At 70.7% G+C, this 25,482-nt stretch carries 20 protein-coding genes and 1 pseudogene; 15 read left to right on the top strand and 6 right to left on the bottom strand.

Annotation, left to right across the window (positions count from 1 at the left end; translation table 11 throughout):
- Positions 1–137 precede the first annotated feature (137 nt).
- The 7 genes from ACH34R_RS14025 to ACH34R_RS13995 all read left to right on the top strand — a co-directional run bounded on the left by ACH34R_RS14025 (position 138) and on the right by ACH34R_RS13995 (position 9,868).
- On the top strand, positions 138–2,318 hold the full coding sequence (locus tag ACH34R_RS14025) for a putative bifunctional diguanylate cyclase/phosphodiesterase (protein WP_397561807.1): 2,181 nt from the start codon (positions 138–140) through the stop codon (positions 2,316–2,318).
- Between the two features lie 114 nt (positions 2,319–2,432).
- Positions 2,433–2,732 carry an Asp-tRNA(Asn)/Glu-tRNA(Gln) amidotransferase subunit GatC gene (gatC, locus tag ACH34R_RS14020; RefSeq protein ID WP_397561806.1) on the top strand — a complete coding sequence of 100 codons (300 nt, stop codon included), beginning with the start codon at positions 2,433–2,435 and terminating at the stop codon, positions 2,730–2,732.
- Positions 2,729–4,219, top strand: a complete 1,491-nt coding sequence (gene gatA / locus ACH34R_RS14015) for an Asp-tRNA(Asn)/Glu-tRNA(Gln) amidotransferase subunit GatA (RefSeq protein WP_397561805.1) — start codon at positions 2,729–2,731, stop codon at positions 4,217–4,219. The genes gatC and gatA overlap by 4 nt, the downstream gene beginning before the upstream one ends.
- 21 nt (positions 4,220–4,240) lie before the next feature.
- Positions 4,241–5,305: an AAA family ATPase gene (locus ACH34R_RS14010; RefSeq protein WP_397561804.1), complete on the top strand. Its 1,065-nt coding sequence runs from the start codon at positions 4,241–4,243 to the stop codon at positions 5,303–5,305.
- Entirely contained in the window at positions 5,302–5,904 is a 603-nt protein-coding gene (locus ACH34R_RS14005; protein WP_397561803.1) for a DUF4276 family protein, read from the top strand. Before ACH34R_RS14010 ends, ACH34R_RS14005 begins: the two co-directional genes overlap by 4 nt.
- A 63-nt stretch (positions 5,905–5,967) precedes the next feature.
- Complete coding sequence (gene gatB / locus ACH34R_RS14000; protein WP_397561801.1) at positions 5,968–7,473, top strand: Asp-tRNA(Asn)/Glu-tRNA(Gln) amidotransferase subunit GatB; 1,506 nt, start codon at positions 5,968–5,970, stop codon at positions 7,471–7,473.
- Positions 7,474–7,993: 520 nt separating this feature from the next.
- The gene (locus tag ACH34R_RS13995) at positions 7,994–9,868 is read left to right on the top strand and encodes a VanW family protein (RefSeq protein ID WP_397561800.1); all 1,875 of its coding nucleotides are present in this window, start codon (positions 7,994–7,996) and stop codon (positions 9,866–9,868) included.
- Between the two features lie 13 nt (positions 9,869–9,881).
- On the opposite strand, the gene ACH34R_RS13990 is transcribed toward ACH34R_RS13995, so the two are convergent.
- The gene (locus ACH34R_RS13990) at positions 9,882–11,015 is read right to left on the bottom strand and encodes a PQQ-dependent sugar dehydrogenase (protein WP_397561798.1); all 1,134 of its coding nucleotides are present in this window, start codon (positions 11,013–11,015) and stop codon (positions 9,882–9,884) included.
- Positions 11,016–11,217: 202 nt separating this feature from the next.
- Here ACH34R_RS13990 and ACH34R_RS13985 point away from each other — a divergent pair, with 202 nt between their 5' ends.
- From ACH34R_RS13985 to ilvC, 7 genes and pseudogenes are all read left to right on the top strand, one after another.
- The gene (locus tag ACH34R_RS13985) at positions 11,218–11,985 is read left to right on the top strand and encodes a MerR family transcriptional regulator (RefSeq protein ID WP_397561797.1); all 768 of its coding nucleotides are present in this window, start codon (positions 11,218–11,220) and stop codon (positions 11,983–11,985) included.
- Between the two features lie 67 nt (positions 11,986–12,052).
- Positions 12,053–12,625 (top strand): DUF421 domain-containing protein, encoded by a 573-nt coding sequence (locus ACH34R_RS13980; protein ID WP_397561796.1) that lies wholly within the window; start codon positions 12,053–12,055, stop codon positions 12,623–12,625.
- A gap of 79 nt (positions 12,626–12,704) precedes the next feature.
- Positions 12,705–13,640 carry a 2-hydroxyacid dehydrogenase gene (locus ACH34R_RS13975; protein ID WP_397561795.1) on the top strand — a complete coding sequence of 312 codons (936 nt, stop codon included), beginning with the start codon at positions 12,705–12,707 and terminating at the stop codon, positions 13,638–13,640.
- Positions 13,641–14,054: 414 nt separating this feature from the next.
- Positions 14,055–16,730: a putative bifunctional diguanylate cyclase/phosphodiesterase gene (locus tag ACH34R_RS13970; protein WP_397561794.1), complete on the top strand. Its 2,676-nt coding sequence runs from the start codon at positions 14,055–14,057 to the stop codon at positions 16,728–16,730.
- Positions 16,731–16,962: 232 nt separating this feature from the next.
- Positions 16,963–18,714, top strand: a pseudogene (locus tag ACH34R_RS13965) (acetolactate synthase large subunit); the annotation flags it as partial.
- 4 nt (positions 18,715–18,718) lie between these two features.
- Positions 18,719–19,243: an acetolactate synthase small subunit gene (gene ilvN, locus ACH34R_RS13960; protein ID WP_111165878.1), complete on the top strand. Its 525-nt coding sequence runs from the start codon at positions 18,719–18,721 to the stop codon at positions 19,241–19,243.
- A 44-nt stretch (positions 19,244–19,287) separates the two neighbouring features.
- Positions 19,288–20,274 (top strand): ketol-acid reductoisomerase, encoded by a 987-nt coding sequence (gene ilvC / locus ACH34R_RS13955; RefSeq protein WP_397561990.1) that lies wholly within the window; start codon positions 19,288–19,290, stop codon positions 20,272–20,274.
- A 50-nt stretch (positions 20,275–20,324) separates the two neighbouring features.
- On the opposite strand, the gene ACH34R_RS13950 is transcribed toward ilvC, so the two are convergent.
- Both ACH34R_RS13950 and ACH34R_RS13945 read right to left on the bottom strand, forming a co-directional pair.
- The gene (locus ACH34R_RS13950; RefSeq protein WP_397561792.1) at positions 20,325–21,152 is read right to left on the bottom strand and encodes a CAP domain-containing protein; all 828 of its coding nucleotides are present in this window, start codon (positions 21,150–21,152) and stop codon (positions 20,325–20,327) included.
- A 288-nt stretch (positions 21,153–21,440) separates the two neighbouring features.
- Positions 21,441–21,992 (bottom strand): DUF1707 and FHA domain-containing protein, encoded by a 552-nt coding sequence (locus ACH34R_RS13945; RefSeq protein ID WP_111167155.1) that lies wholly within the window; start codon positions 21,990–21,992, stop codon positions 21,441–21,443.
- A gap of 157 nt (positions 21,993–22,149) precedes the next feature.
- On the opposite strand from ACH34R_RS13945, the gene ACH34R_RS13940 reads away from it, so the two are divergent.
- The gene (locus ACH34R_RS13940) at positions 22,150–22,476 is read left to right on the top strand and encodes a hypothetical protein (protein WP_397561790.1); all 327 of its coding nucleotides are present in this window, start codon (positions 22,150–22,152) and stop codon (positions 22,474–22,476) included.
- On the opposite strand, the gene ACH34R_RS13935 is transcribed toward ACH34R_RS13940, so the two are convergent.
- The 3 genes from ACH34R_RS13935 to ACH34R_RS13925 form a co-directional block, all read right to left on the bottom strand.
- Complete coding sequence (locus ACH34R_RS13935) at positions 22,409–23,167, bottom strand: class I SAM-dependent methyltransferase (RefSeq protein ID WP_397561789.1); 759 nt, start codon at positions 23,165–23,167, stop codon at positions 22,409–22,411. The genes ACH34R_RS13940 and ACH34R_RS13935 overlap by 68 nt on opposite strands.
- Positions 23,164–24,513: an MFS transporter gene (locus ACH34R_RS13930; protein ID WP_397561787.1), complete on the bottom strand. Its 1,350-nt coding sequence runs from the start codon at positions 24,511–24,513 to the stop codon at positions 23,164–23,166. Before ACH34R_RS13930 ends, ACH34R_RS13935 begins: the two co-directional genes overlap by 4 nt.
- 73 nt (positions 24,514–24,586) lie before the next feature.
- Positions 24,587–25,474, bottom strand: coding sequence for a hypothetical protein (locus tag ACH34R_RS13925; protein ID WP_397561786.1), 888 nt, complete (start codon positions 25,472–25,474; stop codon positions 24,587–24,589).
- Positions 25,475–25,482 lie beyond the last annotated feature (8 nt).

Genomic DNA, 25,482 nt, shown 5'->3' with positions numbered 1-25,482 from the left:
GCGCTCTGTCGTCACCCATTGGGTGAATAGTGACATTTCCCCAGAAAACGCCCGTGACGCACCGTACGCAGCCGGTTTCGCGAAGTGGCCCATAGGTCGTACCCTCCCATAGTGACCTCCAGGGGGTTTCGTTACTCATGACCGACCCGACTGACACACGCGACACCGGACCCCGCGTCGGCTCACCGCTGTGGGCCTACCTGGCGGGCGTCATCACGATCGGCTTCACGACGCTGGCCGTGGCCCTGGCTCTGCTCGATCCCGCCGAGGCGGCGGGGCTCACCCGCGAACCGCTGTTCTGGATGCTCGGCGTCTTGGTCGTGCTCGGCGAGCTGCGGCCGGTGATGATCTCCTCGTCGGTGGTGGTCAACGGCACCTACCCGTCGGTGATGTTCAACTTCGCCGTGCTCATGCACTACGGGCTCCCGGTCGCGCTCCTGCTGCACGCCGTCGCGGTACTCGTGAACGGCGTGGTCACCCGCAAGGCGTGGCACCGGGTAATGTTCAACATCGCCCAGGTCACCATGGCCGGCACGGCGGCGGCGGCGGTGCTGACCGCCTTCGGCATCCGGCCGAGCCCGCTCGCCCCCTGGGTCCCCGGCGGCGGCGACCTGATCGCCATCGTGTTCGCCGCGGCGGCCTACTTCCTGGTCCGCGCGATGCTGGTGTGCTGGGCGGTGTCCCTGCACGAGCGCCGCTCCCCGATGCGGGTGATCAGGGCCACCATCGGCCACCAGGCGCTCGTCTACACCGGCCTGCTCGGCCTGGCCCCGCTGGTGGTCGTCGTGATGACGTACTCGCCGGTGCTCGTGCCGCTGTTCGTCGCCCCGCTGGTCGCGGTCTACTTCACCGCCGGCATGTCGATGCGCCGTGACCACCAGGCCCTGCACGACGGCCTGACCGGGCTGCCCAACCGCAAGCTGCTGCTGCTGCGCACCGAGGAGGCCATCGCCGAGGCGCGCGGCGAAGACCGGGTCGGCCTGTTCCTGCTCGACCTGGACCGCTTCAAGGAGGTCAACGACACCCTCGGACACCCGGTCGGCGACCGGCTGCTCCAGATCGTCGCGCACCGCCTCACCCACAGCGTGCGCCCCGGCGACGTGGTGGCCAGGCTCGGCGGCGACGAGTTCGCGGTACTCCTGCCCTCGGTCAGAGACGCCACGGCGGCCAGGGAGGTGGCCGCGCGGCTGCGCGTGGCGCTGACCGAACCGGTGCGCCTGGAGGGCATGACCTTCGACCTGGACGCCTCGGTCGGCATCGCGCTGCACCCCGACCACGCCCCCGACTTCCAGCTCCTGCTCCAACGCGCCGATGTCGCGATGTACCTGGCCAAGGAGGGGCGCACCGGCGTCGAGACCTACGTCGCCGACCGCGACCGCAACTCCCCGGAGCGCCTGCTGCTGCTCGGCGACCTGCGCCGCGGCCTGGACGCCGGGGAGCTGACCCTGCACTACCAGCCCAAGATCGGCCTGGGTACCGGCCGGGTCGTCGGCCTGGAGGGCCTGCTGCGCTGGGAGCACCCGACCAGGGGCCTGATCGCCCCCGCCGACTTCGTGCCGCTCGCCGAGCAGTCCTACCTGATGCGGCAGCTCACCCAGTACGTCATCGACGCCGCGCTGAAACAGGCCGCGCAGTGGTGGGACGCCGGGCTGCGGGTGCAGGTCTCGGTCAACGTCTCGGCCCGCGACCTGCTCGACAGCGGTCTGCCCGAGCGCCTGGCGGCCGGGCTGGACCGCTACGGCCTGCCGCCCACCGCCATCCAGCTCGAAGTCACCGAGCGGATCTTGATGACCGACCAGGCGTACGCGGCCGACATGATCCACGCCTTGGTCGGCCTCGGCGTGCCGCTCGCGCTCGACGACTTCGGCACCGGATACTCCTCGCTGGTACGGCTACAGCGGATGGCGGTCTCCGAGGTCAAGATCGACGCGTCCTTCGTGCGGCGGCTGGCCGACCCCGCCGGTGAGGACAACGCGCGCATCGTGCGCTCGATCATCGATCTGGTGCGTTCGCTCGGGCTGCGTTCGGTCGCCGAGGGCGTCGAGACCGACGAGGTCAGCAGGCGGCTTTCGGAGATGGGCTGCGACGTCGGGCAGGGCTGGTGGTTCTGCGCGGCGATGCCGGCCGGCGAGGCGACCACCTGGCTGCGCTCCCGCCGTACGATGCTGGCGCCCGCGCAGGGGCCTGCGGCGGTGTTCACCGCGGCGGGCGCGGGGGCGCGCACCGTCCCCGCGGGCGAACGCACGCCCGCGGCGGTCGGCAAGGCCGGGTTCAACGACGGGCTCACCGACGGCCTGGCGATGGCCGACCTCTGGTGAGGCACGAGTGGTGAGGCGCGGGCCCGCCGCGGCGCTTATCCGTTCGGCCACGGCCGGTCACTGCCCCTAGGATGGCTGTGTCCAATCGCCATTCATGAAACGGGTTAACGACTTATGTCAGCCATAACCCGCGACGAGGTCGCCCATCTGGCGCGGTTGTCCCGGCTGGCGCTCTCCGATGACGAGCTCGACCACTACGCGGCCCAGCTCGATGCCATCATCGTCGCTGTCGCCAAGGTGAGCGAGATCGCCGCCGAGGATGTGCCGCCGTCGTCGCACGCGTTGCCGATCACCAACGTCTACCGCCCCGACCAGGTGCGCCCGAGCCTCACGCCGCAGCAGGCGTTGTCCGGCGCCCCCGCCGTGGAGGACGACCGGTTCCGGGTGCCGCGCATCCTCGGGGAGGAGGCATGAGTCTGATCCGTAAGGGCGCCGCCGAGCTGGGCGCGCTGCTGGCCGCGGGCGAGGTGTCCGCCGTCGAGGTGGCCCAGGCCCATCTCGACCGCGTCGCCGAGATCGACGGCAAGGTCCACGCCTTCCTGCACGTGGCCGCCGAGTCGGCGCTCGCCCAGGCGCGCGCGATCGACGAACGCCGGGCGAAGGGCGAGAAGCTGGGGCCGCTGGCCGGCGTCCCGATCGCGCACAAGGACGTCTTCACCACCTCCGACATGCCGACCACCGCGGGCTCGAAGATCCTCCAGGGCTGGCGCCCGCCGTACGACGCGACGGTCACCCGGCGGCTGCGCGAGGCCGGGCTGGTGATCTTGGGCAAGACCAACCTGGACGAGTTCGCGATGGGCTCCTCCACCGAAAACTCCGCGTTCGGCCCCACCCGCAACCCGTGGGACCTCACGCGCGTCCCCGGCGGCTCTTCCGGCGGCTCCAGCGCCGCCGTCGCCGCCTACGCCGCCCCGCTGTCCACCGGCACCGACACCGGCGGCTCGATCCGGCAGCCCGCCGCCGTCACCGGCATCGTCGGCATGAAGCCGACTTATGGGGGTTCCTCCCGGTACGGGCTGATCGCGTTCGCCTCCTCGCTCGACACCCCCGGGCCGTTCGCCCGCAACGTGCTCGACGCGGCGCTGCTGCACGAGGCGTTCTCCGGCCACGACCCGATGGACTCCACGTCGATCGACGCGCCGGTCCCCGGCGTCGTCGAGGCGGCCAGGCGCGCCGACATCGCGGGGCTGCGCGTCGGCGTGGTCCGGGAGTTCGACAGCGAGGGCTTCCAGTCCGGCGTGGTGGCCCGCTTCCACGAGACCGTCGAACTGCTGGAGTCCCTGGGCGCCAAGGTCGTCGAGCTGTCCTGCCCGTCCTTCACCACGGCGCTGCCGGCCTACTACCTGATCGCGCCCTCGGAGTGCTCGTCCAACCTGGCCCGCTTCGACGCCATGCGATACGGCCTGCGGGTCGGCGACGACGGCGAGCGCAGCGCCGAGGAGGTCATGGCGATGACCCGGGCGGCCGGCTTCGGCCCCGAGGTCAAGCGCCGCATCATGCTCGGCACCTACGCCCTGTCCAGCGGCTACTACGACGCCTACTACGGCCAGGCCCAGAAGGTCCGCACCCTGATCGCCCGCGACTTCGAGGCCGCCTTCCACCAGGTCGACGTCCTGATCTCGCCCACCACCCCGACCACCGCCTTCCCGATCGGCGAGCGCGTGGACGACCCGATGGCGATGTACCTCGCCGACCTGTGCACCATCCCGGCCAACCTCGCCGGCAACGCGGCCATCTCCATCCCCTGCGGCCTCGCCGACGAGGACGGCCTCCCGGTCGGCCTCCAGATCATGGCCCCGGTCCTCGGCGACGACCGCTGCTACCGCGTCGGCGCCGCCCTGGAAGCGGCCCTGGAATCCCGCTGGGGCGGCCCCCTGCTGTCCAAGGCCCCGGCCCTGTAGCAAGAGGGGAGGAACGGCGGCATGATCACCCGCATCGAGATCGACGGCTTCAAGTCCTTCCTGGACTTCCAGCTCGACGTCCCGCCGTTCCTCGCCCTGGTCGGCCCCAATGCCAGCGGCAAGTCCAACCTCTTCGACGCGCTGGACTTCGCCCGCGACGCGATTCTCGCCAAGTCGCGCTTTGCTCAGGAAGCCGACCCGTTGCTCAACGCCCGCAGGGGCAAGCCGAACGAGCTGTTTCATCGGTCGATGACGGGTCGGCCGATGACTCGGCTCGACATCGGGGTCGAGGCGGAACGAGCCGTCCAGGGCACTCGGAGAAGGATGCAGGCGGCGGTGACCGCACACCGCGATCAAGATCGACTCGTTGTATGGGCTGTCGAGCTTCGACCGGAGTCCATCTCTTCGAAGCTGTGGCCGGGAGAGGCCGCAGACTGGCGCCTCCACGTAGCTGATCCCTCGGCCATTCGGCGCCCCGTCGTCGCGGCGGACCGCAGAAGCCTGACCGAGAACGCCGACAATCTCGCCGCGGTGCTCGCCCGGATGGAGCGTTCAGGCGCGCTCGCTGACCTGACGGTTGACCTGGCCGCTCTCATCCCGGACATCACAGGTGTGCAACCGGTGTTCGATGAGCGCCAGGAGGAGTGGTCGTTCGACATCCTTGTCGATCACGAGCCGGTACCGGGCAGGCTCGCCTCTGACGGCACGCTGCGGATTCTCGCGCTGCTGGCCGCGCTGCACGACCCCGACCATGCAGGCTTGATCATGGTCGAGGAACTGGAGAACGGCCTCCACCCGAGTCGGCTGCGGGAGCTTCTCACGCGCATTCGCCAGCGGGTGCTGTCCAGCGACTTCCGGCGTCAGATCATCTTCACCAGCCACTCGCCCGCGGTCGTCTCGGCCCTTTACGCCGAAGACCCCGGCTCGCTCGTCTTCCTCGACACCGCCTGGCGGGCCGGCGGCGGGCTGCCCCGATCGAGGGTGACGGTGGCCAGGCCGGTGCGGTCGAGCGGGGAGCCCGGCGAGTTCGTCTCCCCGCGCCAGGTGCGCAAGTACCTGAGTTCCGTCGGGCAGCCGGAGACATGAGCAGGCCGCTGGTGGCGGGGCTGATCGCCGAAGGCGAGACCGACGAGCTGTTCCTGGGCCGGGTGATCTCCCGGCAGCTCCGGGCGCTGGCCGATCGCTCCGCGCGGTGCCGGATCGACATCGAGCCCGTCGAGTACGGCTCCTGGCGCATGATCAAGGACGACGCGCGCATCCACGCCGCCGCCATGGAGCTCGCCGCCGACTGCCACATCGTCTTCCTGCACAACGACCATCGTGAGCGGGAAAAGGCCGAACGTCTGGCCAGGGCGCTCCAGGACGCCGGGGTGGACCGGTCCGTCATCCCGCTCGTGCCGGTCAGGGAGACGGAGGCGTGGCTGCTCGCGGATGGCAGCGTGTGGGCCGCCGTTCCAGGGGCGGACCCGGGGCGGTTGCCGGCGCGCCCGCGCGATGTCGAGAAGATCGCCGATCCGAAGCGCGTCCTGCGGGAGGTCCTGGCCCGTGTCTCCCATCGAGAGGTCCGCGACCATTTCGCCTTCGCCGGCGACCGGGTGGACCTCGATGTGCTCGGCCGGGTACCGGCCTACGCCGAGTGGGTGGCGGCCACCACGAGGGCACTGGTGGACCAGGGGTTTCTCTGATGTGCGCCGATGGCCGCCGGCGCACTACCGTTGTACTCACGACGACCCGAGTAAGAGGCTGAAATGACTGTTGAGACGCTCATGGCCTACGACGAGGCGCTCGGGCGCTTCGAGCCCGTGCTGGGCATGGAGGTCCATGTCGAGCTGGGGACGGCGTCGAAGATGTTCTGCGGGTGCAGGACGGAGTTCGGGGGGGCGCCGAACACGCAGGTGTGTCCGGTGTGTTTGGCGTTGCCGGGGTCGTTGCCGGTGGCCAACGAGAAGGCGATCGAGTCGACGATCAGGATCGGGCTGGCTCTGAACTGCTCGATCGCGTCGTGGTGCAGGTTCGCGCGGAAGAACTACTTCTACCCGGACATGCCGAAGAACTACCAGATCAGCCAGTACGACGAGCCGCTGTGCACCGACGGGTACCTCGATGTCGAGGTGGACGGGCGGATCGTCAGGGTCGGGATCGAGCGGGTGCACCTGGAGGAGGACACCGGGAAGTCCACCCATGTGGGCGGGGCGACCGGGCGGATCCAGGGGGCCGACCACTCGATCGTCGACTACAACCGTGCGGGCATCCCGCTGGTGGAGATCGTGACCAGGCCGATCGAGGGCACCGACCGGCTCGCGCCGGAGATCGCCAAGGCCTACGTCGCGGAGCTGCGTGAGCTGATGCGCGCGCTCGGGGTGTCCGACGTGCGGATGGAGGAGGGGTCGCTGCGCTGTGACGTCAACGTCTCGCTGATGCTGCGTGGCACGTCCACCTGGGGCACCCGTACCGAGACCAAGAACGTCAACTCGCTGCGCAGTGTGGAGCGGGCGGTCCGGCACGAGATCGAGCGGCAGGGCGCGATCCTCGCCGACGGCGGGCGGATCATCCAGGAGACGCGGCACTTCCACGAGGACACCGGCGCCACGACCGCCGGGCGGTCCAAGGAAGAGGCCCAGGACTACCGCTACTTCCCCGAGCCCGACCTGGTGCCGATCGCTCCCGACCCGCAGTGGGTGGAGAGCCTGCGGTCCGGGCTGCCGGAGCTGCCCCGGGTGCGCCGCGGGCGGTTGCAGGAGGAGTGGGGCGCGTCCGATCTGGACATGCGCTCGATGCACAACGCCGACGCGATCGACCTGGTGGAGGCGACCGTCGCCGCCGGGGCCGCGCCCGCCGACGCGCGCAAGTGGTGGATGGGCGAGCTGGCCAGGCGGGCCAACGAGGCCGGTTCCGCGCTGGTCGAGCTGGCGATCACGCCGGTGCAGGTGGCCCGGGTGTGCGCGATGGTGGCCGAGGGCGCGGTCAACGACAAGCTGGCCAGGCAGGTGCTGGAGGGCGTACTGGCCGGCGAGGGCGACCCCGACGAGGTCGTGGAGCGGCGCGGCCTGCGCGTCGTGAGCGACGAGGGCGAGCTGTCGGCGATCATCGACCAGGTCATCGCGGACAACGCGGCGGCGGCCGACAAGGTGCGCGGCGGCAAGGTCGCCGCGGTCGGCGCGCTGGTCGGCGGGGTGATGAAGGCCAGCAGGGGCAAGGCGGACGCGGGCCGGGCCCGCGAGCTGATCCTGGCCAAGCTCGGCGTCTCCGAGTGAGCGAGGCCCCCGCAGAGGGTCGGGCGCGCGTTCCTTAGCACGCGGAAAGTGCCGTGTTCATCGGGCTTTCCCGGGTGAGCGCGCGCCGATACCTTGAATACCTGTGCGTCACAGGACCAGCCCGACTCCCTGCCAAATCGCAGGACCGCTCGGCACCGCCGGACCTCGATCTGCAATGTCTACTTTCTGCGACATCAGATCACGGCCGTGTCGTAGGGTTGCGTGAGGAGAGGCCACGAAGCGAGAGGACGGAGGCGTGCGGAACGCCGGAGCGTCGATAGACCCGCCGACGGACCCGTTCGCTGCGATACCCCTGCCCGCTCCGCCGGAGTCCGGCGGCAAGGCCGGAAAACGCGGAAAGCCCGGGGCCGCGGAGCAGCGTTCCGAAGCGTCCGACCCGGATGGTGACGGCGACAGAAAACTGCCGCCAGGGGTTTCTCCCGACATTTTCGGCGGGTTGGATTCAGCGTCGGAAAATGCCGGTGGCTCCGATTCCGCGGCCGGTACCAAGCTGCCCCCGGTGCCGTTGCCGCCGCAGCCCTGGCCCACTTCCGGCCCCCCGGAGCGGCGTCATCCGGTGCCGTTGTCCGCGCCGCTGTCGGCACCGGTCTCCGGAGCGATGGAGGGCGATCACGCGTTCAGCGGTGGCGCTCCCGTCCAGATCCAGGTGCCCGATCCGCCGCCGCGCCGCCGCGGGCGCGGCACGCTCGTCACGGTCGTGTGCGTGCTGATCGTCCTGGCCCTGGCCTATACCTTGCCCGCGGTGTACATGTCGGGCGCCATCCTGCCCGGCACCACCGTGCGGGGCGTCGATCTCGGCGGGCTGACCGTCACCCAGGCGGCCGAGCGGCTGCGCGAGCGGCTCGACGAGCGCAGCAGGGAGGAGATCACCGTACGGGCGCTGAGCGTGCCGTACGAGATCAAGCCGGAGCGCGCCGGGCTGGAACTGGACGTGGTGGGCACCATCGAGCATGCCCCCAGCGGCTTTCCCGATCCGATCGAGGTGTGGCGCGGGCTGACCGGCACCACCGTGCTCGAACCCAAGATCACCGTGGACTCCGCCCGGCTGTCGGAGGCCGTTGATGACCTGGCCAAGAAGATCGACCGGCCGGTGCGCGAGGGCGAGATCCGTTACAGCGGCGTCCGGCCGCGGATCGTCGAGCCGCGTGACGGCGCCGCCCTGGAGCGGGCCGCCGCCGCCGAGTCGATCAAGGGCGCCTACCTGTCGGAGGCGGGCGGCCCCGTCCAGCTTCCGGTCACCGTGGTCCGGCCCAAGGTCGCCAAGAAGGAGTTCAAGGAGGCGGCGGCGATGGCCCGGGCGGCGGTCGCCGCGCCGATCGTGCTCAGCACGGGCGTCAAGCGCGCCCGGCTGATACCGTCCGTGCTGGCCGCCAACCTCACCTTCGAACCGGGCGAGAACGGCGGGCTCGACCCGGTCTTCAACGCCAAGGCGGCGCTGGCCGCGGTGGAGGGCCGCCTGGTGGACCCGGCCAAGGCCCCCGTCGAGGCCGGATACGACATCGTCAACGGCAAGCCGAAGCTGACCCCCGGCAAGCCCGGCCTCGGCGTCGACGCCGGCAAGCTGGCCGCGGCGGTGGAGAAGGTCGTCCAGGAGGGTGGCAGCCGGACGATCCGGGTGTCGCTCGTGGAGGTCGAGCCGAGGGTGGGCGCGGCCGAGGTGCGCAGGCTGGGCATCAAGGAGAAGATCAGCGAGTTCACCACCCAGCACCCCTGCTGCGCCCCCCGGGTGACCAACATCCACGCGATCGCCGACATCCTGGACGGGCACCTGGTCAAGCCGGGGGAGACGTTCTCACTGAACGAGATCGTCGGGCGGCGCGACGCGGCGCGCGGTTTCGTCCCGGCCCCGCAGATCACCGCGGGCCGCCTGGTGAACGAGGTGGGCGGTGGCATCTCCCAGTTCGTCACGACGATGTACAACGCCGTGTTCTTCGCGGGCCTGAAGGACGTGAAGCACACGCCGCACGAGTTCTACATCTCCCGGTATCCGGCGGGCCGGGAGTCCACGGTGTCCTTCCCGCAACCGGACTTCCAGTGGCAGAACGACTCCGACCACGGGGTGCTGATCAAGACCAGTTACACCTCGACGTCGATCACGGTGTCGTTCTGGGGGACCAAGCGGTACGACGCCATCAAGGCGGTGGCCACCGAGCCGCACAGTTTCACCGACTTCACCCGTGAGACCGACGACAAGCCGGACTGCATTCCGATGACCGGGCAGCGCGGGTTCACCATCGAGGTCACCCGGGTCTTCTTCAACGACGGGAAAGAGATCAGGCGCGACTCTCCGGTCCGCACGGTGTACCGCCCGGAGACCGACCTGACCTGCGGGCCCGCCCCCACCGAGTCCCCGAAGCCGAGCGGCGGGAGCTGAGCCGGCCCTCGCGTCAGCCGGCGGGGACGACGAGAATGCGGTCGTCGTCGGCGGCGGGGGAGCCGCGGCCGTCCTTGTTGCTGGTGGCCACCCACAGTGAGCCGTCTGGGGCGGCGGCGACCGCGCGCAGCCGGCCGTACTCCTCGCGGAAGTGGGCCAACGGCGTGCCCACCGCGCCCTCGCCGGACACCGGCACCTGCCACAGCCGCGCGCCGCGCAGCGCGCCCGCCCACAGCGAGCCGCCCGCGTACGCGAGCCCGGACGGCGAAGCCTCACCGGTGGACCAGGTCAGCAGCGGGTCCACGAACCGGCCGCCGCCGCCCACGCCCTCGACCTCGGGCCAGCCGTAGTTCTGTCCTTCGCGGATGAGGTTGACCTCGTCGAAGGTGTCGGCCCCGAACTCGGTCGCGAACAGCCGCCCGGCCGGGTCCCAGGCGAGGCCCTGCACGTTGCGGTGGCCGTAGCTCCACACCAGGGAGCCGTCGAACGGGTTGCCCGGCGCGGGCTTGCCGTCCACGGTCATCCGCAGGATCTTCCCGGCCAGGGAGTCGCGGTCCTGGGCGAGCGGCCGGTCGCCGACCTCCCCGGTCGTGGCGTAAAGCCGCCGGTCCGGGCCGAAGGCCAACCGGCCGCCATTGTGAATGGCGCCCTTGGGAATGCCGGAGAGAATGACCCGGGCGTCGGAAAGCCCATTGCCGGTGAGCCGGTAACGCACGATCCGGTTGTCGTCATCGGCGGTGAAGTAGAGAAAGATGTAATTGTCATCGGCGTGGTCCGGTGAAACCGCGACGCCCATCAGGCCGCCCTCGCCGGCCGGGGAAACGCCCTCGATCGTGCCGAGCGGCGTGACCTTCCCCCGCGGGGTCACCCGGAGCAGGCGTGCCGAATCTCGTTCGGTCACCAGCGCGTCGCCATTCGGCAAGAAGGCGATGGCCCACGGGGCCGCCAGCCCCTTGACCAGGGTCCGCGCTTCCGCCACCCGCATGTCGCCGCTGGGAGGGCTGGCCGGCGGGCTGGTCACGGCACTCTTCGTGGGGGCCGGACTCGGCGTCCGCCCGGCCCCGACCTCCGTCTCCGGCGCGGCCGAACACGCCCCGAGCAGCACCGCCGCCGTTACGGCCACCGCCGCCGGTATGCCGATCCTCATCGGGCACCTCCTCATCAACTCGCCTCTTCCCACCTCGGGCCAGCTTCCCACCCGGCACCGCACGGCCGCGTAAATCCGCGTCCGGCGCCGTGAGTCCGCAGGCGGACCTGGATAAATGCCGGTGTTGACCCTTCCGTTACGGCAACGGCTACGGTCGAAACCAAGCGGATCGGAAAACGGATCGGAAAAGCGGGGCTGCGAGATGGCTTGGTCGATCGCCGAAGTGGCGCGGATGTCCGGGGTGACGGCGCGTACTCTACGCCATTACCACGAAATCGGGCTCCTGATCCCCGCCAGTATCGGGGCCAACGGCTACCGCTTCTACGACGAGGACGAACTGCTGCGCCTGCAGCAGATCCTCGTGCTGCGCGCGCTCGGTCTCGGCCTTCCCGAGATCCGGGCGATCGTGGACCGGCACACCGACCCGGTGGTGGCGCTGCGCGAGCACCACGAACGGCTGCTCACCGAACGCGACCGGCTCGACTCGCTGATCGCGAGCGTCACCGGCACCATTGCCGAACTCCGACACAACCAGGAGATGGGGACCATGCGGAAGATCAACCAGCCGGAGAACCTGTTCGCGGGACTCGACCCGGAGAGCTACCGCGACGAGGCCGCCCGGCAGTACGGCGAGCACTGGGAGAACGCGGGGCAGCGCCGGCTGATCGAGTCGTCCTCGCCCGAGGAGCTTGAGCGCATGCAGCGGGAGGCCACCGCCGCGCTGGTCCGGATGGCCGGGCTGATGGAGGCGGGCACGCCGGTGGACGATCCGGCGGTGTTCACCGAACTGGACGCCCACTATGCGCAGATGACGAAGTTCTGGACGCCGAGCGCCGAGGAGTACGCCTGCTTCGGCGCGATGCAGGCGGAGGACGAGCGGTTCCGTGCCGGGTACGAGCGCGTCGCGGCCGGGCTCGCCGAGTTCATGCGCGACGCCATGGCGGCCTACGCCGCCGCCCGGCTGAGCTGAGCCGCGCCCGCGACGGGTAGGCACACCACAAGGGGTCGTCCAGGTCGCCCCGGGAAGGGGTCCGGCGATGTGGCACGACATGCTCGCCAGCGGCATTCCGCTGGCGGAGAAGGCGATCCGCACGGTCGCGGTCTACCTCTGCATCGTCGTCCTGCTGCGGGTCATCGGCAGGCGGGACCTGGCCCAGCTCAACACCCTCGACCTGGTCGTGATGCTGCTGCTGTCCAACGTGGTGCAGAACGCGATCATCGGTGACGACGACTCCGTCACCGGCGCGATCTTCGGCGCCGTGGTGCTGCTCGGCGCCAACACCGTGCTGGCGCGGGCCGCGGCCAGGTGGGGTCGGGCCGGGCGGCTGCTCGAAGGCAGGGACACGGTCCTGGCCGAGGACGGCCGCTACGACATCGCGACCATCAGGCGGCTCGGGCTGCGGCTCGCCGACCTGGAGATGGCGATCAGAAGGCAGGGCGGTGGGAGCGTCGGGGACACCGCCAAGGTGACGCTGGAGCCGGGCGGCACGGTGGTCGTCCGGCTGCGCCCCGAGGAGGAGGGCGCCTCGGTCGGGGACCTCGCCGAACTCACCGGCCGCCTGGACCGCATCGAACACATCCTCCGCTCGCTGGCCGCCCGCCCGCGATGACCCCACGCGGGCCGTGGCACCCGAAAGATGCTCAGGTATTCCGGTTGCCCGGCCCCGCCGCCCGGCTATGGTGTGCCTCATGATGATCTGGGTGCCATCGGGGGACATCGCCGAGGCTTTGGCGGATCTCCCAGGGGTGCGGTGCGCGGTCTACGACGGCCGCACGCCGCTTCCCCCCGGAGCGGAAGACGTGGAAGTGCTCGTCCCCCCACTGCTGCCGTTGAACGACGTCCCGGGCACCTTCGCCGTCCTGCCCAAGCTGCGCCTGGTCCAGACCGTCACGGCCGGGGTCGAGCCGTACCGGCCGCACGTGCCCGAGGGCGTGGTGCTCTGCAACGCCCGCGGCGTACACGACGCCGGGACGGCGGAGTGGGCGGTCGGGGCGATGCTGGCGGTGCTGCGGGAGTTCCCCGGGTTCGCGGTGGCACAGCGGGCCGGCGAGTGGACCTACCACCACACCGGCGTGCTGGCCGACTCGACCGTGCTGATCGTCGGCTACGGGTCCATCGGGGCCGCCCTGGAGCGGCGGCTGGCCGGTTTCGAGGTGGACGTCGTACGGGTGGCCCGCGCCCGCCGCGAGGTCGAGGGACCCGACGGCAGGCCCGTGCTCGTCCACGGCGAGGACGAACTCCCCGGCCTGCTGCCCCGGGCCGACGTCGTCGTCCTGCTCATGCCCGCCACCCCCGCCACCGCCGGGATGGTGGACGCCGCCTTCCTGGCCCGGATGCGCGACGGCGCACTCGTGGTCAACGCGGCCAGGGGCACCGTGGTGGACACCGCGGCCCTGCTGGCCGAGCTGGAATCGGGCCGCCTGCTGGCCGCGCTCGACGTGACCGAACCGGAGCCGCTGCCGCGCGGGCATCCGCTGTGGAGCGCGCCGGGCGTGTTCATCACCCCGCACATCGCGGGCAGCACGCCCGCCTCCGGGCGGCGGGTGAGGAAACTCATACGCGCTCAGGTCGCCCGTCACCTGGCCGGGGAACCGCTGGTCAACGTCATCACGGGCGCCTACTGAGACCCTGAGACACGCCGCGGCCCGGTGCGCGGGCACGGTCGCCGGACAATGGAATCCTGACCGTGGCTGCCTTGTGACCTGCGCTGCGTACCTTGGCCTTGAAAGTCAGTAAGCGTCGTTGTGAAGCCGCACCGGCGTCTCACGCGACGCAGGCCGGGCGCCGCCGGGCACATCGGCGCGCACCGGCCGCCGGGCCGGGCCCGCCATCGGATCGGTGGCGACCGGGCCAGGCTGGTTATCAGATCGGTGACAACTGAACCGTTGCCGTACCCCGCGTCGGCGGAAGCGCACAGACTGTCGATGAGTTGTCGTGGCGTGTCCGGCGGCGAACACACCGCGACCGGCCGGGCGAGCCGGCCAGAGCCGGCCAGGCACGGGCCGGCCACACTCCAAGACACCGGATGGGCAGGAGATTTGATCCGCTGGCGAGATCCACGGGTGCCGCTCACCGCCTCCGCGGCGGTGGGTGCGGCGGGGTTGGCGGCCGTGCTGATCGCCGGCGCGTCCGCGGTCGTCGCCGGCGCGGCGGCCGGCGCCCTCGCCGCGATGTGCGCCGTGGTGTCGCTGATCGTGGCGGGCGGGCGGATCACCCCGGGACGCCGCCGTACGACGCTGGCCTGGCGGTGGCTCGCCGCGGGCGGGCTGGCCTGGCTGATCGGCATCGGCCTGCGCCCGGTCGCCCAGGACGTCGCCTTCGCGATGGGTTTCGCTGATCTACCCGTTCTCGTGGGCACGGTGCTGCTCGCGGGCGGCGCGTGGCTGACCGCGGCGTCGCGCCCGCAGGGGCAGGCGCTGGTCCGGTACGTCACCGACGCCTACCTGTGCGCCGCGTCCCTGTTCGTGATCAGTTGGGTGGCCGTGCTCGGCCCGGTCTACCAGGAGATCGGCGACTCCTCGGCGTTCGTCGTACCGCTGCTGTCGCCGATCCTATGCCTGGTGACCACGTGCGCGGTGGGGCCCGCGGTGGTCGCGGCCCGCGCGCCCGGCTGGGCGGTCGGGCTGGCCGGGCTGGCCGTGCTCGCCGCGATCACCGCGGGCGAGCTGGCCACCGCGGTCGCCCGGCTGGCCGGCGACGACGGCATTCCATGGGCGCTGTGGCCGGCCCCCGCCGGGTTCCTGCTGCTGGCCGCGACGCCATGGTGCCGCCGCACGCCGTCGCCCGGCGACGAGCGGACCGACGACGGCGACGACGGCGTCCGCGCCACCACCGGCCCGGTGGTGGCCGGGCTGATCGCCGGGGCCCCGCTGGCGCTGGTCGCGCTGGCCACCGGCTTCGTGCTGTCCGACGTGATCCGCGGCGGGGCGACCGCCCCGGTGCCGATGATCTCCGCGGTCATCGCCTCGGTCGTGCTGGTCATGCTGGTCCGGCTGTTCGTGCTGCTGGCCGAGGGCGCGCGGCTGCGCCGCCTGGTCGCGCTGGGCGACCGCCAGTTGCGCGAGCTGGCCGCGAGCACCGGCGACATCGTGCTGCTGTGCGACCACGAGGGCGTGCTGCACGAGGTCTGCGACGAGGTCGAGAGCGTGTACGGCTACCGCCCCGGCGACCTGGTCGGCGGCTCGATCTTCGACTACATCCACCCCGAGGACGTCCCCGGCCTGCGCACCGCGCTGCACGACATGGACCTCGACGACGACGCCCCCGAGCACGGCACCACCTGCGTGATCGCCTGCCGGGTCCGCGCGGCCGACGGCACCTGGCGGCCGACCGAGGCCGTCGCCACCCGCCACCTGCGCGGCGAGGACCTGCTGCTGATCAGCGCCCGCGACATCACCGACCAGGAGGCGCTGCGCAACCAGGTCGCCCACCTGACCTTCCACGACGGCGTGACCGGGCTGCCCAACCGGGCCTACTTCGAAGAGCGCACCCGCGAGGTGCTGGCCGGGCGGGCGGCCGGCTGCTCGGTGATCTTCCTGGATCTCGACGGCTTCACCGCGGTCAACGACTCGGTGGGGCACGCCAGCGGCGACTACCTGCTCGCGCAGGCCGCGCGCCGGCTGCGCTCGGCCGTACGCTCCGACGACACGCTGGCCCGCTGGGGCGGCGACGAGTTCGCGGTGCTCGTCGAGTCGCCGATCGAGGCCAAGGCGGTGGTGGACCTCGCCGAGCGGCTGGTGCGGGCGGTGTCGCAGGAGCCGTTCCGGGTGGCCGACCGCGACATCGCGCTGACCGCGAGCGTGGGGGTGGCCTTCGCCGAGGACGGCGTACCGGCCGGCGACCTGATCCGCAACGCCGACGTGGCGATGGCCAGGTCCAAGGAGCAGGGCGGGCGGCGGGTCGAGGTGTTCGCCGCGCACATGCACGCCGACGTGGTCCGCCGCCTGGAACTGGCCGCCGACCTGCAACGGGCGCTGCTGGACCGGCAGTTCGCGGTGGAGTTCCAGCCGATCGTGGACCTCGCGACCTCCCGGGTGACCGCGGTGGAGGCGCTGGTCCGCTGGTGGCGGGGCAGCGCGTTCGTCCCGCCGCACGAGTTCCTGGGCCCGGCCGAGGACACCGGGCTGATCGTGCCGCTCAGCGAGTGGATACTGCGCGAGTCGTGCCGCGAGGTGGCCGCCTGGCGGGCCTCGTCGTGGGACATCGGCCTGTCACTGAACCTCTCCGCGCGGCAGATCACCGCGCCGCGCTTCGTGGAGACGGTCGCCGAGGCGCTGGCCGAGAGCGGGCTGCCGCCGAGCGCGCTGACCCTTGAGGTCATCGAGGAGATGCTGGTGGAGGACGCCGAGGAGACCATCACCCGGCTGTCGGAGCTGCGCAACCTCGGCGTACGGCTGGCCATCGACGACTTCGGCACCGGCTACGCCTCGCTGGCGTTCCTGCGCCAGCTCCCGGTGGACATGATCAAGATCGACCCGTCGTTCGTGTCCGGGCTCGGCCGGGACGAGACGCTGAGCCTGCTGACCCGCACGATCGTGCGGCTCGGCCACGACCTCGGCCTGATCGTGGTCGCCGAGGGCATCGAGCGGCCCGAGCAACTGGAGCTGCTGCGCGAGATGGGCTGCACCCGCGGGCAGGGCTATCTGGTGGCCCGGCCGATGGCAGCCCGGGGCGTCGACACCCTGATGCGCACCAGCCTGCAGAGCACCGCCTGAAACACCGATCCCGAATCTTGAGACAACCGTCCCAGTAAGTTGACATTCTGGCCGCTGGAGCGGCTATGGTAGATGCCATGCTCCGCAGGGACATTCTCGTAGTACTTCGCTGGCGCGCAGGCCACTAGCGAAGCACTTCGACCTGCGCGCCGCCCCAGCGCCGCCGACTTCGGCGGGCGGGGCGTTTTTTATGTGACGAGACAGCTCATGCCCGCTCAGCCACGCAAGGAACGAGCCGATGACCGAACGGATGACAGGTGCACAGGCACTCGTGAGAGCGCTGGAGCACGTCGGGGTCGACACGGTGTTCGGGATCCCTGGCGGCGCGGTCCTCCCCGCCTACGATCCACTCTACGACTCGACCAAGGTCCGGCATGTGCTCGTGCGTCACGAGCAGGGCGCCGGGCACGCGGCCGAGGGATACGCGCAGGCGACCGGCAAGGTCGGCGTCTGCATGGCGACGAGTGGGCCGGGGGCGACGAACCTGGTCACGCCGATCGCCGACGCGTACATGGACTCCGTGCCGATCGTGGCGATCACCGGCCAGGTGGCCGCGCCGCTGATCGGTACCGACGCCTTCCAGGAAGCCGACATCTCCGGCATCACCATGCCGATCACCAAGCACAACTTCCTGGTCACCGAGGCCGGTGACATCGCCCGCACGATCGCCGAGGCGTTCCACATCGCCTCCACCGGCCGCCCCGGACCTGTCCTCGTGGACATCTCCAAGGACGCGCTCCAGGCCATGACGTCCTTCTCCTGGCCGCCGACGCTGCAACTGCCGGGTTACCGGCCGGTGACCCGGCCGCACTCCAAGCAGATCCGCGAGGCCGCCCGGCTGATGGCCGAGTCCAAGCGCCCGGTCCTCTACGTCGGCGGCGGCGTCCACAAGGCGCGCGCGGCGGCAGAGCTGTTCCGGCTGGCCGAGCTGACCGGCATCCCGGTCATCACCACGCTGATGGCCAGGGGCACCTTCCCCGACAGCCACCCCCAGCACCTCGGCATGCCCGGCATGCACGGCAGCGTGGCGGCGGTGGGATCGCTCCAGCGCAGCGACCTGGTCATCGCCCTGGGCACCCGCTTCGACGACCGGGTGACCGGCCGGCTGGACAGCTTCGCCCCGCACGCCAAGATCGTCCACGCCGACATCGACCCGGCGGAGATCTCCAAGAACCGGCACGCCGACGTCCCGATCGTGGGCGACTGCCGCGAGGTGATCACCGAGCTGATCAACGCCGTGGAGAACGAACACCGCGAGGGCCGCCGAGGCGACTACAGCGCCTGGTGGACACAGCTCAACGGCTACAAGACGACCTACGCCCTCGGCTATGACGAGCCGGGCGATGGTGAGCTGGCCCCGCAGTACGTCATGGAACGGCTGAGCGCGCTGGTCGGCCCGGACGCCTACTACGTCGCGGGCGTCGGCCAGCACCAGATGTGGGCCGCGCAGTTCATCGGCTACGAAAAGCCCGGATCGTTCATCAACTCCGGGGGCGCGGGCACGATGGGCTTCGCCGTCCCGGCCGCGATGGGCGCCAAGATGGGCCGCCCGGACTCCGCCGTCTGGGCCGTCGACGGCGACGGCTGTTTCCAGATGACCAATCAGGAACTCGCCACCTGCGCCCTGGAGGGCGTGCCGATCAAGGTCGCCGTGATCAACAACGGCAACCTCGGCATGGTCCGCCAGTGGCAGACACTGTTCTACAACCAGCGCTACTCCAACACGAACCTGCAGGCCGTCAAGCGGATTCCGGACTTCGTGAAGCTCGCGGAGGCGTACGGTTGTGTCGGCCTGCGCTGTGAGCGGGCCGAGGACGTCGACGCCACCATCAAGAAGGCGATGGAGATCAACGACGTGCCCGTCGTGATCGACTTCGTGGTGCACGAGGACGCCATGGTCTGGCCCATGGTGGCCGCGGGCACCAGCAACGACGACATTCAGGTGGCCCGGGACATGGCGCCCGTCTGGGACGCGGAGGAATAGCGATATGAGCAGGCACACGCTGTCGGTGCTCGTGGAGAACAAGCCCGGCGTGCTCGCCCGGGTCGCGGCCTTGTTCAGCAGGCGCGGGTTCAACATCGACTCGCTGGCCGTCGGCCCCACCGAACACGACGACATCTCCCGGATGACGATCGTGGTCAACGTGGAAGACCTCCCACTGGAGCAGGTGACCAAGCAGCTCAACAAACTGGTCAACGTTCTCAAGATCGTTGAACTGGACACCTCCCTGTCGGTGCAGCGAGAACTGATGCTCATCAAGGTCCGCGCGGACGGGGAGACCCGCTCGCACGTCCTTGAGCTGGTGCAACTCTTCCGCGCCCGGTGCGTGGACGTCGTGTCGGACGCGGTGACCATCGAGGTCACCGGCACGCCGGACAAGCTGGACGCGTTCATCCGGGTGCTGGAGCCGTTCGGGATCAAGGAACTCGTGCAGTCGGGCATGGTGGCCATCGGCCGCGGCGCCCGCTCCATCACCGACCGCTCCCTGCGCGCCCTGGACCGCAGCGCGTAGGGCCCTTCCGCAGAGAGTTAGGAAAGGTAAGAATTTTGACCGAGATCTTCTACGACGACCAGGCCGACCTGTCGATCGTCCAGGGCCGGCACGTCGCCGTCCTGGGCTACGGCAGCCAGGGCCACGCCCACGCGCTCTCGCTTCGCGACTCGGGCGTGGACGTGCGGGTGGGCCTGCCGGAGGGGTCCAAGAGCAAGGAGAAGGCCGAGAACGACGGCCTGCGGGTGCTCACGCCGGGCGAGGCGGCCGAGGAGGCCGACCTCATCATGATCCTGGCCCCCGACCACATCCAGCGCGCCCTGTACACCGAGCACGTCGCGCCCAACCTGGTCGAGGGCGACGCGCTGTTCTTCGGGCACGGCCTCAACATCCGCTACAACCTGATCACCCCGCCGGAGGGCGTGGACGTGGCCATGGTCGCCCCGAAGGGCCCGGGTCACCTGGTGCGCAGGCAGTTCGCCGCGGGCCGGGGCGTGCCCGTCCTGGTGGCGGTGGAGAAGGACGCCAGCGGCAACGCCTGGGACCTCGCGCTCTCCTACGCCAAGGGCATCGGCGGCACCCGCGCGGGCGCGCTGAAGACGACCTTCACCGAGGAGACCGAGACCGACCTGTTCGGTGAGCAGGCGGTGCTCTGCGGCGGCGTGTCCGAGCTGATCAAGTCGGGTTTCGAGACCCTGATCGAGGCCGGCTACCAGCCGGAGGTCGCCTACTTCGAGTGCCTGCACGAGATGAAGCTGATCGTCGACCTGATGTACGAGGGCGGCCTGTCCAAGATGTACTGGTCGGTGTCCGACACCGCCGAGTACGGCGGCTACACCCGCGGCCCGCGCGTGGTCAACGCCGAGACCAAGAAGGAGATGCAGCGCATCCTCGGCGAGATCCAGGACGGCACGTTCGCGCGTCAGCTCGTTGAGGAGTTCGACGGCGGGCAGCAGCAGTTCCGCAGGTTCCGCGAGGAGCTGGCCGAGCACCCGATCGAGAAGACCGGGGCTGAGCTGCGCCCGATGATGAGCTGGCTCAAGGAGAAGTGACCCGCTGCCCGAGCACGGCAGGCCGCCTGCCGTGCTCGGGGCATGCCGGGTCAGTGACGGGCGAAGGTCTGCGTCCAGTACAGGCCACGCGAGCCCTTGACCGCTCCGCTGCCGATGTGGGTGAAGGAGCAGTTCTCGATGTTGGCCCGGTGACCTGAGGAGTTCAGCCAGGTCTTGACCACGGAGGCCGGGGTGGGCTGGCCCATGGCGATGTTCTCGCCCCAGGCCCTGATCGGGGCGAAACCGGCCGCCCTGATCCGGGCCCCGGGGTCCTTGCCGTCCCTGGACGTGTGCGAGAAGTAGTTCTTCTGCGCCATGTCGGCGGAGTGCCCGTGGGCGGCGGCGCGCAGCTTGGCGTCGTGCGTCAGGGGGGCGCAGCCCGCGCGCTTTCTGGCCTCGTTGGTCAGCCGGACGACCTCTTCTTCGATCTGCGTGCCCACCGAGCCTGCGGGCGGAGTGGGAGTGGGAGTGGGGGCCGGCTTGGTCTCGGGGGCGGAGCCGCACTTCAGGCGGGCGCCCTTGGAGCGGGCGACGTGGCCGTCCGCGTCGGTGACGATCGTGTAGTAGGTGCGCCAGCCCGCCGAGCAGCGGACTCCGGCGCTCACCTTGCCGTTCGTCAGGGTCGCGTGCTTCTTCGCGAGCAGCGGGTCGGGTCCGCGGCGCGCCCAGCGGATCTGGACGCGCAGCCTGCTCGAGTCGGTGCAGTCGGCGCGCGCGCCGACGGCGCGCACGGTGGTGCCGTTGAGTTGGGGCAGGGCCGCTTGGACGCGGCAGGGGTCGTGCCCGGCCTGCGCGGGGGACGCGGCGATGACGGCCGGGGTGGTACTGACTACTGCGAGACCGCCGAGGCACGCGAGTGCCCGGATGAGTCTGCGCATGTGCTCCTCCAGGTGGTTGACGCCTGTTGGAACACGCATTCTGTCGCGAACAAACCGGACATGTCAGGATATCTCGGAGAATATTGGGGCTCCAGGTGAACCTGGGACGGCCCTCCGACGTCGCAAACCCCGCCGAACAAGGGGTTTGCGGCCCCGGTGCACGTTGAAAACTCGCCACGGCCGTACGACCTGCGGCGCAGCCGTCGCCCGCCGCGGCGGGCAATGGTCAGGGGATGCCCCATGCGGCGGTGGCGGAAACCGCGCCCGGCGAGTCGCGGGCGGGTCTGCTCAGGCCGCGAGCTGCGGCGGGGAGACCAGGAAGGCGCAGTCGCCGAAGGAGACCTCGTCACCGGGACGAACGCGGGCCGGGCCGACCAGCCGCCAGCCGTTCAGCCGGGTGCCGTTGAGCGAGCCGAGGTCGATCAGCATCCACTCGCCGTCGTTCTCGCGGCGCAGCTCCGCATGGACGCGGGACACCGTCAGGTCGGACAGCACCAGGTCGCAGGCCGAACCCCGGCCCACCACATAGCGCAGCCGCTCGTCGTCGGGCAGCAGTAGTCGTTGCAGCCGCGGACGCCGCCAGGCCCGCTGCAACCGCGAGGTGAAGTCGGACGCCGCGCCGACGACCTCCGTGAGCATCCGCCGCAGCCGCCCGCGCGGGGGCAGGTCGGCGACCAGCTCGTCGAGCTCGCCGCGGCTGCGGGCGCGCAACGCCATGTCCACACGGCCGAGGAACGTGTCGTGGGACATCCGCCCCTCGACCACGCGGTCCCGCAACTCGTTGATCGCCCGATCGCGATCACCGTCGGACGCCCGGGACGTGGGCGGCGTCGAGCTCATGCTCAAAAGTATCGGCCCACGCGGGGTTTCGTGTCCAGAACAACGTCATCGAGCGGGGCCTCGCGAGATCCCCGGGGGTTAAGTCCGAATTTACGGGAGGTTTGGAGCATGGTTGCATCACGGTAGGTAACTGCGTAACCGGGGTAAATGAGTGAGCTTGTGGGAGTACATCGCGGACCGGAGGGATCTCTTCCAGTTCGAGGCGGTACAGCACGCCGGCACGGTCGCCCAGTGCGTACTGATCGCGGCCGTGGCGGGGGTGGTGTTCACGGTCCCCTCGCTGGCGCTGCTGGGCGAGCGGCTCACCGACGACGTGATGCGCGCCCTCAACGCCCAGGTGGACGTGGACGGCGGCGTGCCCGTGCTGGTCGCCAAGGAGTGGCTGGTCTCGCAGGGCTTCGTGACCTTACGCCTGGTCAGGGGACCGGCCTGGTCAGGCGGATCTTGGACTGCTTGTGCGGGAGCTTCTCCCAGTCGTCCATGAACCGCCCGGCCAGGCCGTGCCGGGCGGCCAGGTCGATCAGCGTCTCGGTGCGGTAGTAGAAGTCCTCGCGGAGCACCTGGTGCTCCTTGCCCTCGGTGCGGTCGAAGGTGAAGTCGAACCACGCCCCGGGCCGCATGACCCGGCCGACGTGCGCGAAGCACTCCTCGATCACCGGCAGCGGTGAGTGGGAGAACACGCTGTGCGCGTGTACGACGTCGAAGGTCTCGTCGGGCAGGAAGTCCAGGCGCAGGTCCCTGACCGGGGTGAGGTGCGGGAGCTTGTCGCGCAGGCCGTACTCCGCCAGCACCCGCTGCGCCGACATCAGGATGTCGGGGGAGATGTCGATGCCGTAGTAGTTGCCCGGCTGGAGGTGTTCGATGAACAGCCGTCCCGCGCGGAGGTTGCCACAGCCGATCTCCAGCATCCGCATGTCCGGGCGCAGGCCGTGCTCCACCAGGTAGTCGAACTGCATGCGGCCGAGCGCGATCCAGCGCTTGTGCGACTTGCTGCCGACCGCGCCCTCCGGGTCGCGGGCGGTGTCGGACCTCATCACGGCCCGGTAGTAGCTCACGTGGTCGCGGGTGCGCAGCCGCAGCCAGGTGTCCCTGGTCAGGCGGCGCAGGTGGGGCGCGATCTTGTCGGGATTGCGCCAGGCGTAACGGAGCTGGTGAATCGGGTTGTTGCGGTTCATTGCACCCTGTCCGCGGTCAGCCGATAGTTGAAGGTCATCAGGACGGCCATCAGAATGATCACCGCCGGGACCAGGCACTGCCCGATCATGATGGCGGCCTCCGCCCCCGCCGGCTGGGTCACCCGCCGGCTCGGATCTGAGGAGATGAACCCGCCCGCCGTCAGCACGGCCGCGAAGATCATCGTGCCGAACGCCGACACTCCGCTCTCGATGGCCGTCCACAGCCCGGTGAACATCCCCGCCCGTCGTCTGCCGGTCGTCGCCGCGTCGGCGGCGACCACGTCGGCCAGCATGGAGAACTGCATGAGCTGGACCCCGCCGAGCCCCATGCCCGCCACCAGCAGGGTCAGATGGGTGTAGACCGTGCCGAACACCGGCGTCGCCAAGGCCGCGGCGGTGCCCCCGCCGAGCAGCAGCCCCGCGAGGATCATCGCGCCGCGCTTGTCCAGACGCCTGGCCAGCCAGACCCACACCGGCATGGTAAGCAGCAGCGGTATGACGAGGGCGGCGAACAGCGTGCTCGTGGCTTTGGGATCGTCCATGATGTAGGTGGCGAAATAGGGTGCGCCGGCCAGCATCACGGCGGCCGAGAGCGTCTGGCTGGAGGCGATGGCGAGCAGCCACCAGAACGGGCCGTTGCCCCTGGCCGCCATCAGTTGGGCGAACAGCGACCCCTCCTGGGGGACGGCACGGATGACCGCGGGGGCGCGGGCCGTACCGAAGAACGCGCCCAGCATCGCGGTCAGCATGACCAGCGCCACGAACACGGCCATCAGCCGGTAGCTCTCCGTCGTGCCGCCGGGCCGGTCGGCGTTGACGATCGCCGGGGCCGCGATGCCGCTGATCGCGGTGGCCAGGCCGACGAAGATCATGCGCCACTGCAACAGCGAGGTCCGCTCGTGGTAGTCGCCGGTCATCTCCGCCGACATGGTCTTGTACGGCACCTCGAACACCGAGTAGGCCGTCGCGGAGAGCAGGAAGCAGACGCCGACGTAGATCGCGGCGGGCGCGCCGGTGATCGGCGGCCCGGCGAAGGTGAGCGTGAAGGCCACCGGCAGTGTCAGCGCGCCCGCCAGCAGCCAGGGGCGGCGCGGGCCGAGCCGCGACCTGGTGCGGTCCGACCAGCGGCCGATCAGCGGATTGGCGACCAGGTCCCACGCCTTGGGCGCGGTGACGACGATCCCGGCCAGCCAGGCGGGGACCGCCATGATGTTGGTCATGTAGTAGAGCAGCAGCAGGCCGGGCACGGCGCCCCAGGTCCCCGTGCAGAAGGAACCCACGCCGTAGCCCAGCCGGACTCCCCGCGTGACCGCCGGGGTCGCCGAACCTGACGCCGTTGCGTTCACGACGCCATTACAGCCGAGTGTCACGCAGAGTAGCGAGCCACCACCCCAGGGTCGCGGAAACCGCTGGGTTTCGTCAGTCGGCGACGTCGGCGCAGACGACGTGAGCGCCGATCTCGATCATCCGGCGTTCGCTGCGCGCGTCGGCCACCCGGGCCATCAGGATCGGCGCCTCGCTGGCGGCGAGCTGCGGCAGCCGGGCGCGTACGCCGCGGTGCAGATCCCGTACGACGTCCTCGGCCGCCATCATCTGCACCTTGACGTGCAGCATGATCCCCGGTGCGCCGGAGGCCGTACGCGCTTCGGAGATCCACACGTGGTGGACCAGCGGATAGTCCGCGAGGATCTGCGCGATCGCCTTGCGCAGGCCGGGCAGGATCGGGTGGGTGCAGCGGCGGTACCCCGGATCGACCTGCTGCATCGGCCCCGACAGGTGCGGGCGCGGAGCCGGGATCCATGACTGGGCGGGCGCCGGAGTGGAGAACGCCGACACCGGGGCGACGGCCGCGGGCGCCTGTGCGGGCGCGCTGTTCACCGTGGCGGCCTGGCCGACCGTCGCCATGGCCCCGGTCGCGTACGCGTTCGGCGCGACGTGCGACATCACCGGGGTCGGTCCCGTGCGGGTCACTTGCAGGAAGCGTTGCAGGTCGTCGATCGGGACCGCCGCGGCGGCCGGGCCCGCGGCGTCGATCACGACCTCTCCCACGCCGGTCACCCGCTGGATGTCCAGGATCGTGTCGGCGTCACACGGCGACAGGGAGTGGCTGCCGCGGTGACGCGCATAGGTGTGCGGGCTGGTGTAGCCGAGCAGCACGCGATCGCCCGCCTGGGTCGTGCCGAGCACGACGGAGCGGTCGGGGCGGACGGCTACCAGGATTCCTCCATCGGCGAGCGCCGACAGGAGCCGGTGCGGACTGCCGTGCTGGGCGAGCACTTCGCCGAGAGCGGGGTTCCCGATGCTCATATGACGAA

Origin of the sequence: Spongiactinospora sp. 9N601 (genome assembly GCF_044326295.1) — a bacterium.
Lineage (GTDB): Bacteria > Actinomycetota > Actinomycetes > Streptosporangiales > Streptosporangiaceae > Spongiactinospora > Spongiactinospora gelatinilytica.
The sequence above is the reverse complement of the archived record's forward strand: the minus strand, read 5'-3'. Positions and strand labels throughout refer to the sequence as shown.

Coding starts and splice junctions, on each gene's coding strand:
- gatC (WP_397561806.1), top strand. CDS start 2,433: ATGTCAGCCATAACCCGCGACGAGGTCGCCCATCTGGCGCGGTTGTCC.
- gatB (WP_397561801.1), top strand. CDS start 5,968: ATGACTGTTGAGACGCTCATGGCCTACGACGAGGCGCTCGGGCGCTTC.
- ACH34R_RS14005 (WP_397561803.1), top strand. CDS start 5,302: ATGAGCAGGCCGCTGGTGGCGGGGCTGATCGCCGAAGGCGAGACCGAC.
- ilvN (WP_111165878.1), top strand. CDS start 18,719: ATGAGCAGGCACACGCTGTCGGTGCTCGTGGAGAACAAGCCCGGCGTG.
- ACH34R_RS13945 (WP_111167155.1), bottom strand. CDS start 21,992: ATGAGCTCGACGCCGCCCACGTCCCGGGCGTCCGACGGTGATCGCGAT.
- ACH34R_RS14025 (WP_397561807.1), top strand. CDS start 138: ATGACCGACCCGACTGACACACGCGACACCGGACCCCGCGTCGGCTCA.
- ACH34R_RS13975 (WP_397561795.1), top strand. CDS start 12,705: ATGATGATCTGGGTGCCATCGGGGGACATCGCCGAGGCTTTGGCGGAT.
- gatA (WP_397561805.1), top strand. CDS start 2,729: ATGAGTCTGATCCGTAAGGGCGCCGCCGAGCTGGGCGCGCTGCTGGCC.
- ACH34R_RS13950 (WP_397561792.1), bottom strand. CDS start 21,152: ATGCGCAGACTCATCCGGGCACTCGCGTGCCTCGGCGGTCTCGCAGTA.
- ACH34R_RS13990 (WP_397561798.1), bottom strand. CDS start 11,015: ATGAGGATCGGCATACCGGCGGCGGTGGCCGTAACGGCGGCGGTGCTG.
- ACH34R_RS13980 (WP_397561796.1), top strand. CDS start 12,053: ATGTGGCACGACATGCTCGCCAGCGGCATTCCGCTGGCGGAGAAGGCG.
- ACH34R_RS13985 (WP_397561797.1), top strand. CDS start 11,218: ATGGCTTGGTCGATCGCCGAAGTGGCGCGGATGTCCGGGGTGACGGCG.
- ACH34R_RS13935 (WP_397561789.1), bottom strand. CDS start 23,167: ATGAACCGCAACAACCCGATTCACCAGCTCCGTTACGCCTGGCGCAAT.
- ACH34R_RS13925 (WP_397561786.1), bottom strand. CDS start 25,474: ATGAGCATCGGGAACCCCGCTCTCGGCGAAGTGCTCGCCCAGCACGGC.
- ACH34R_RS14010 (WP_397561804.1), top strand. CDS start 4,241: ATGATCACCCGCATCGAGATCGACGGCTTCAAGTCCTTCCTGGACTTC.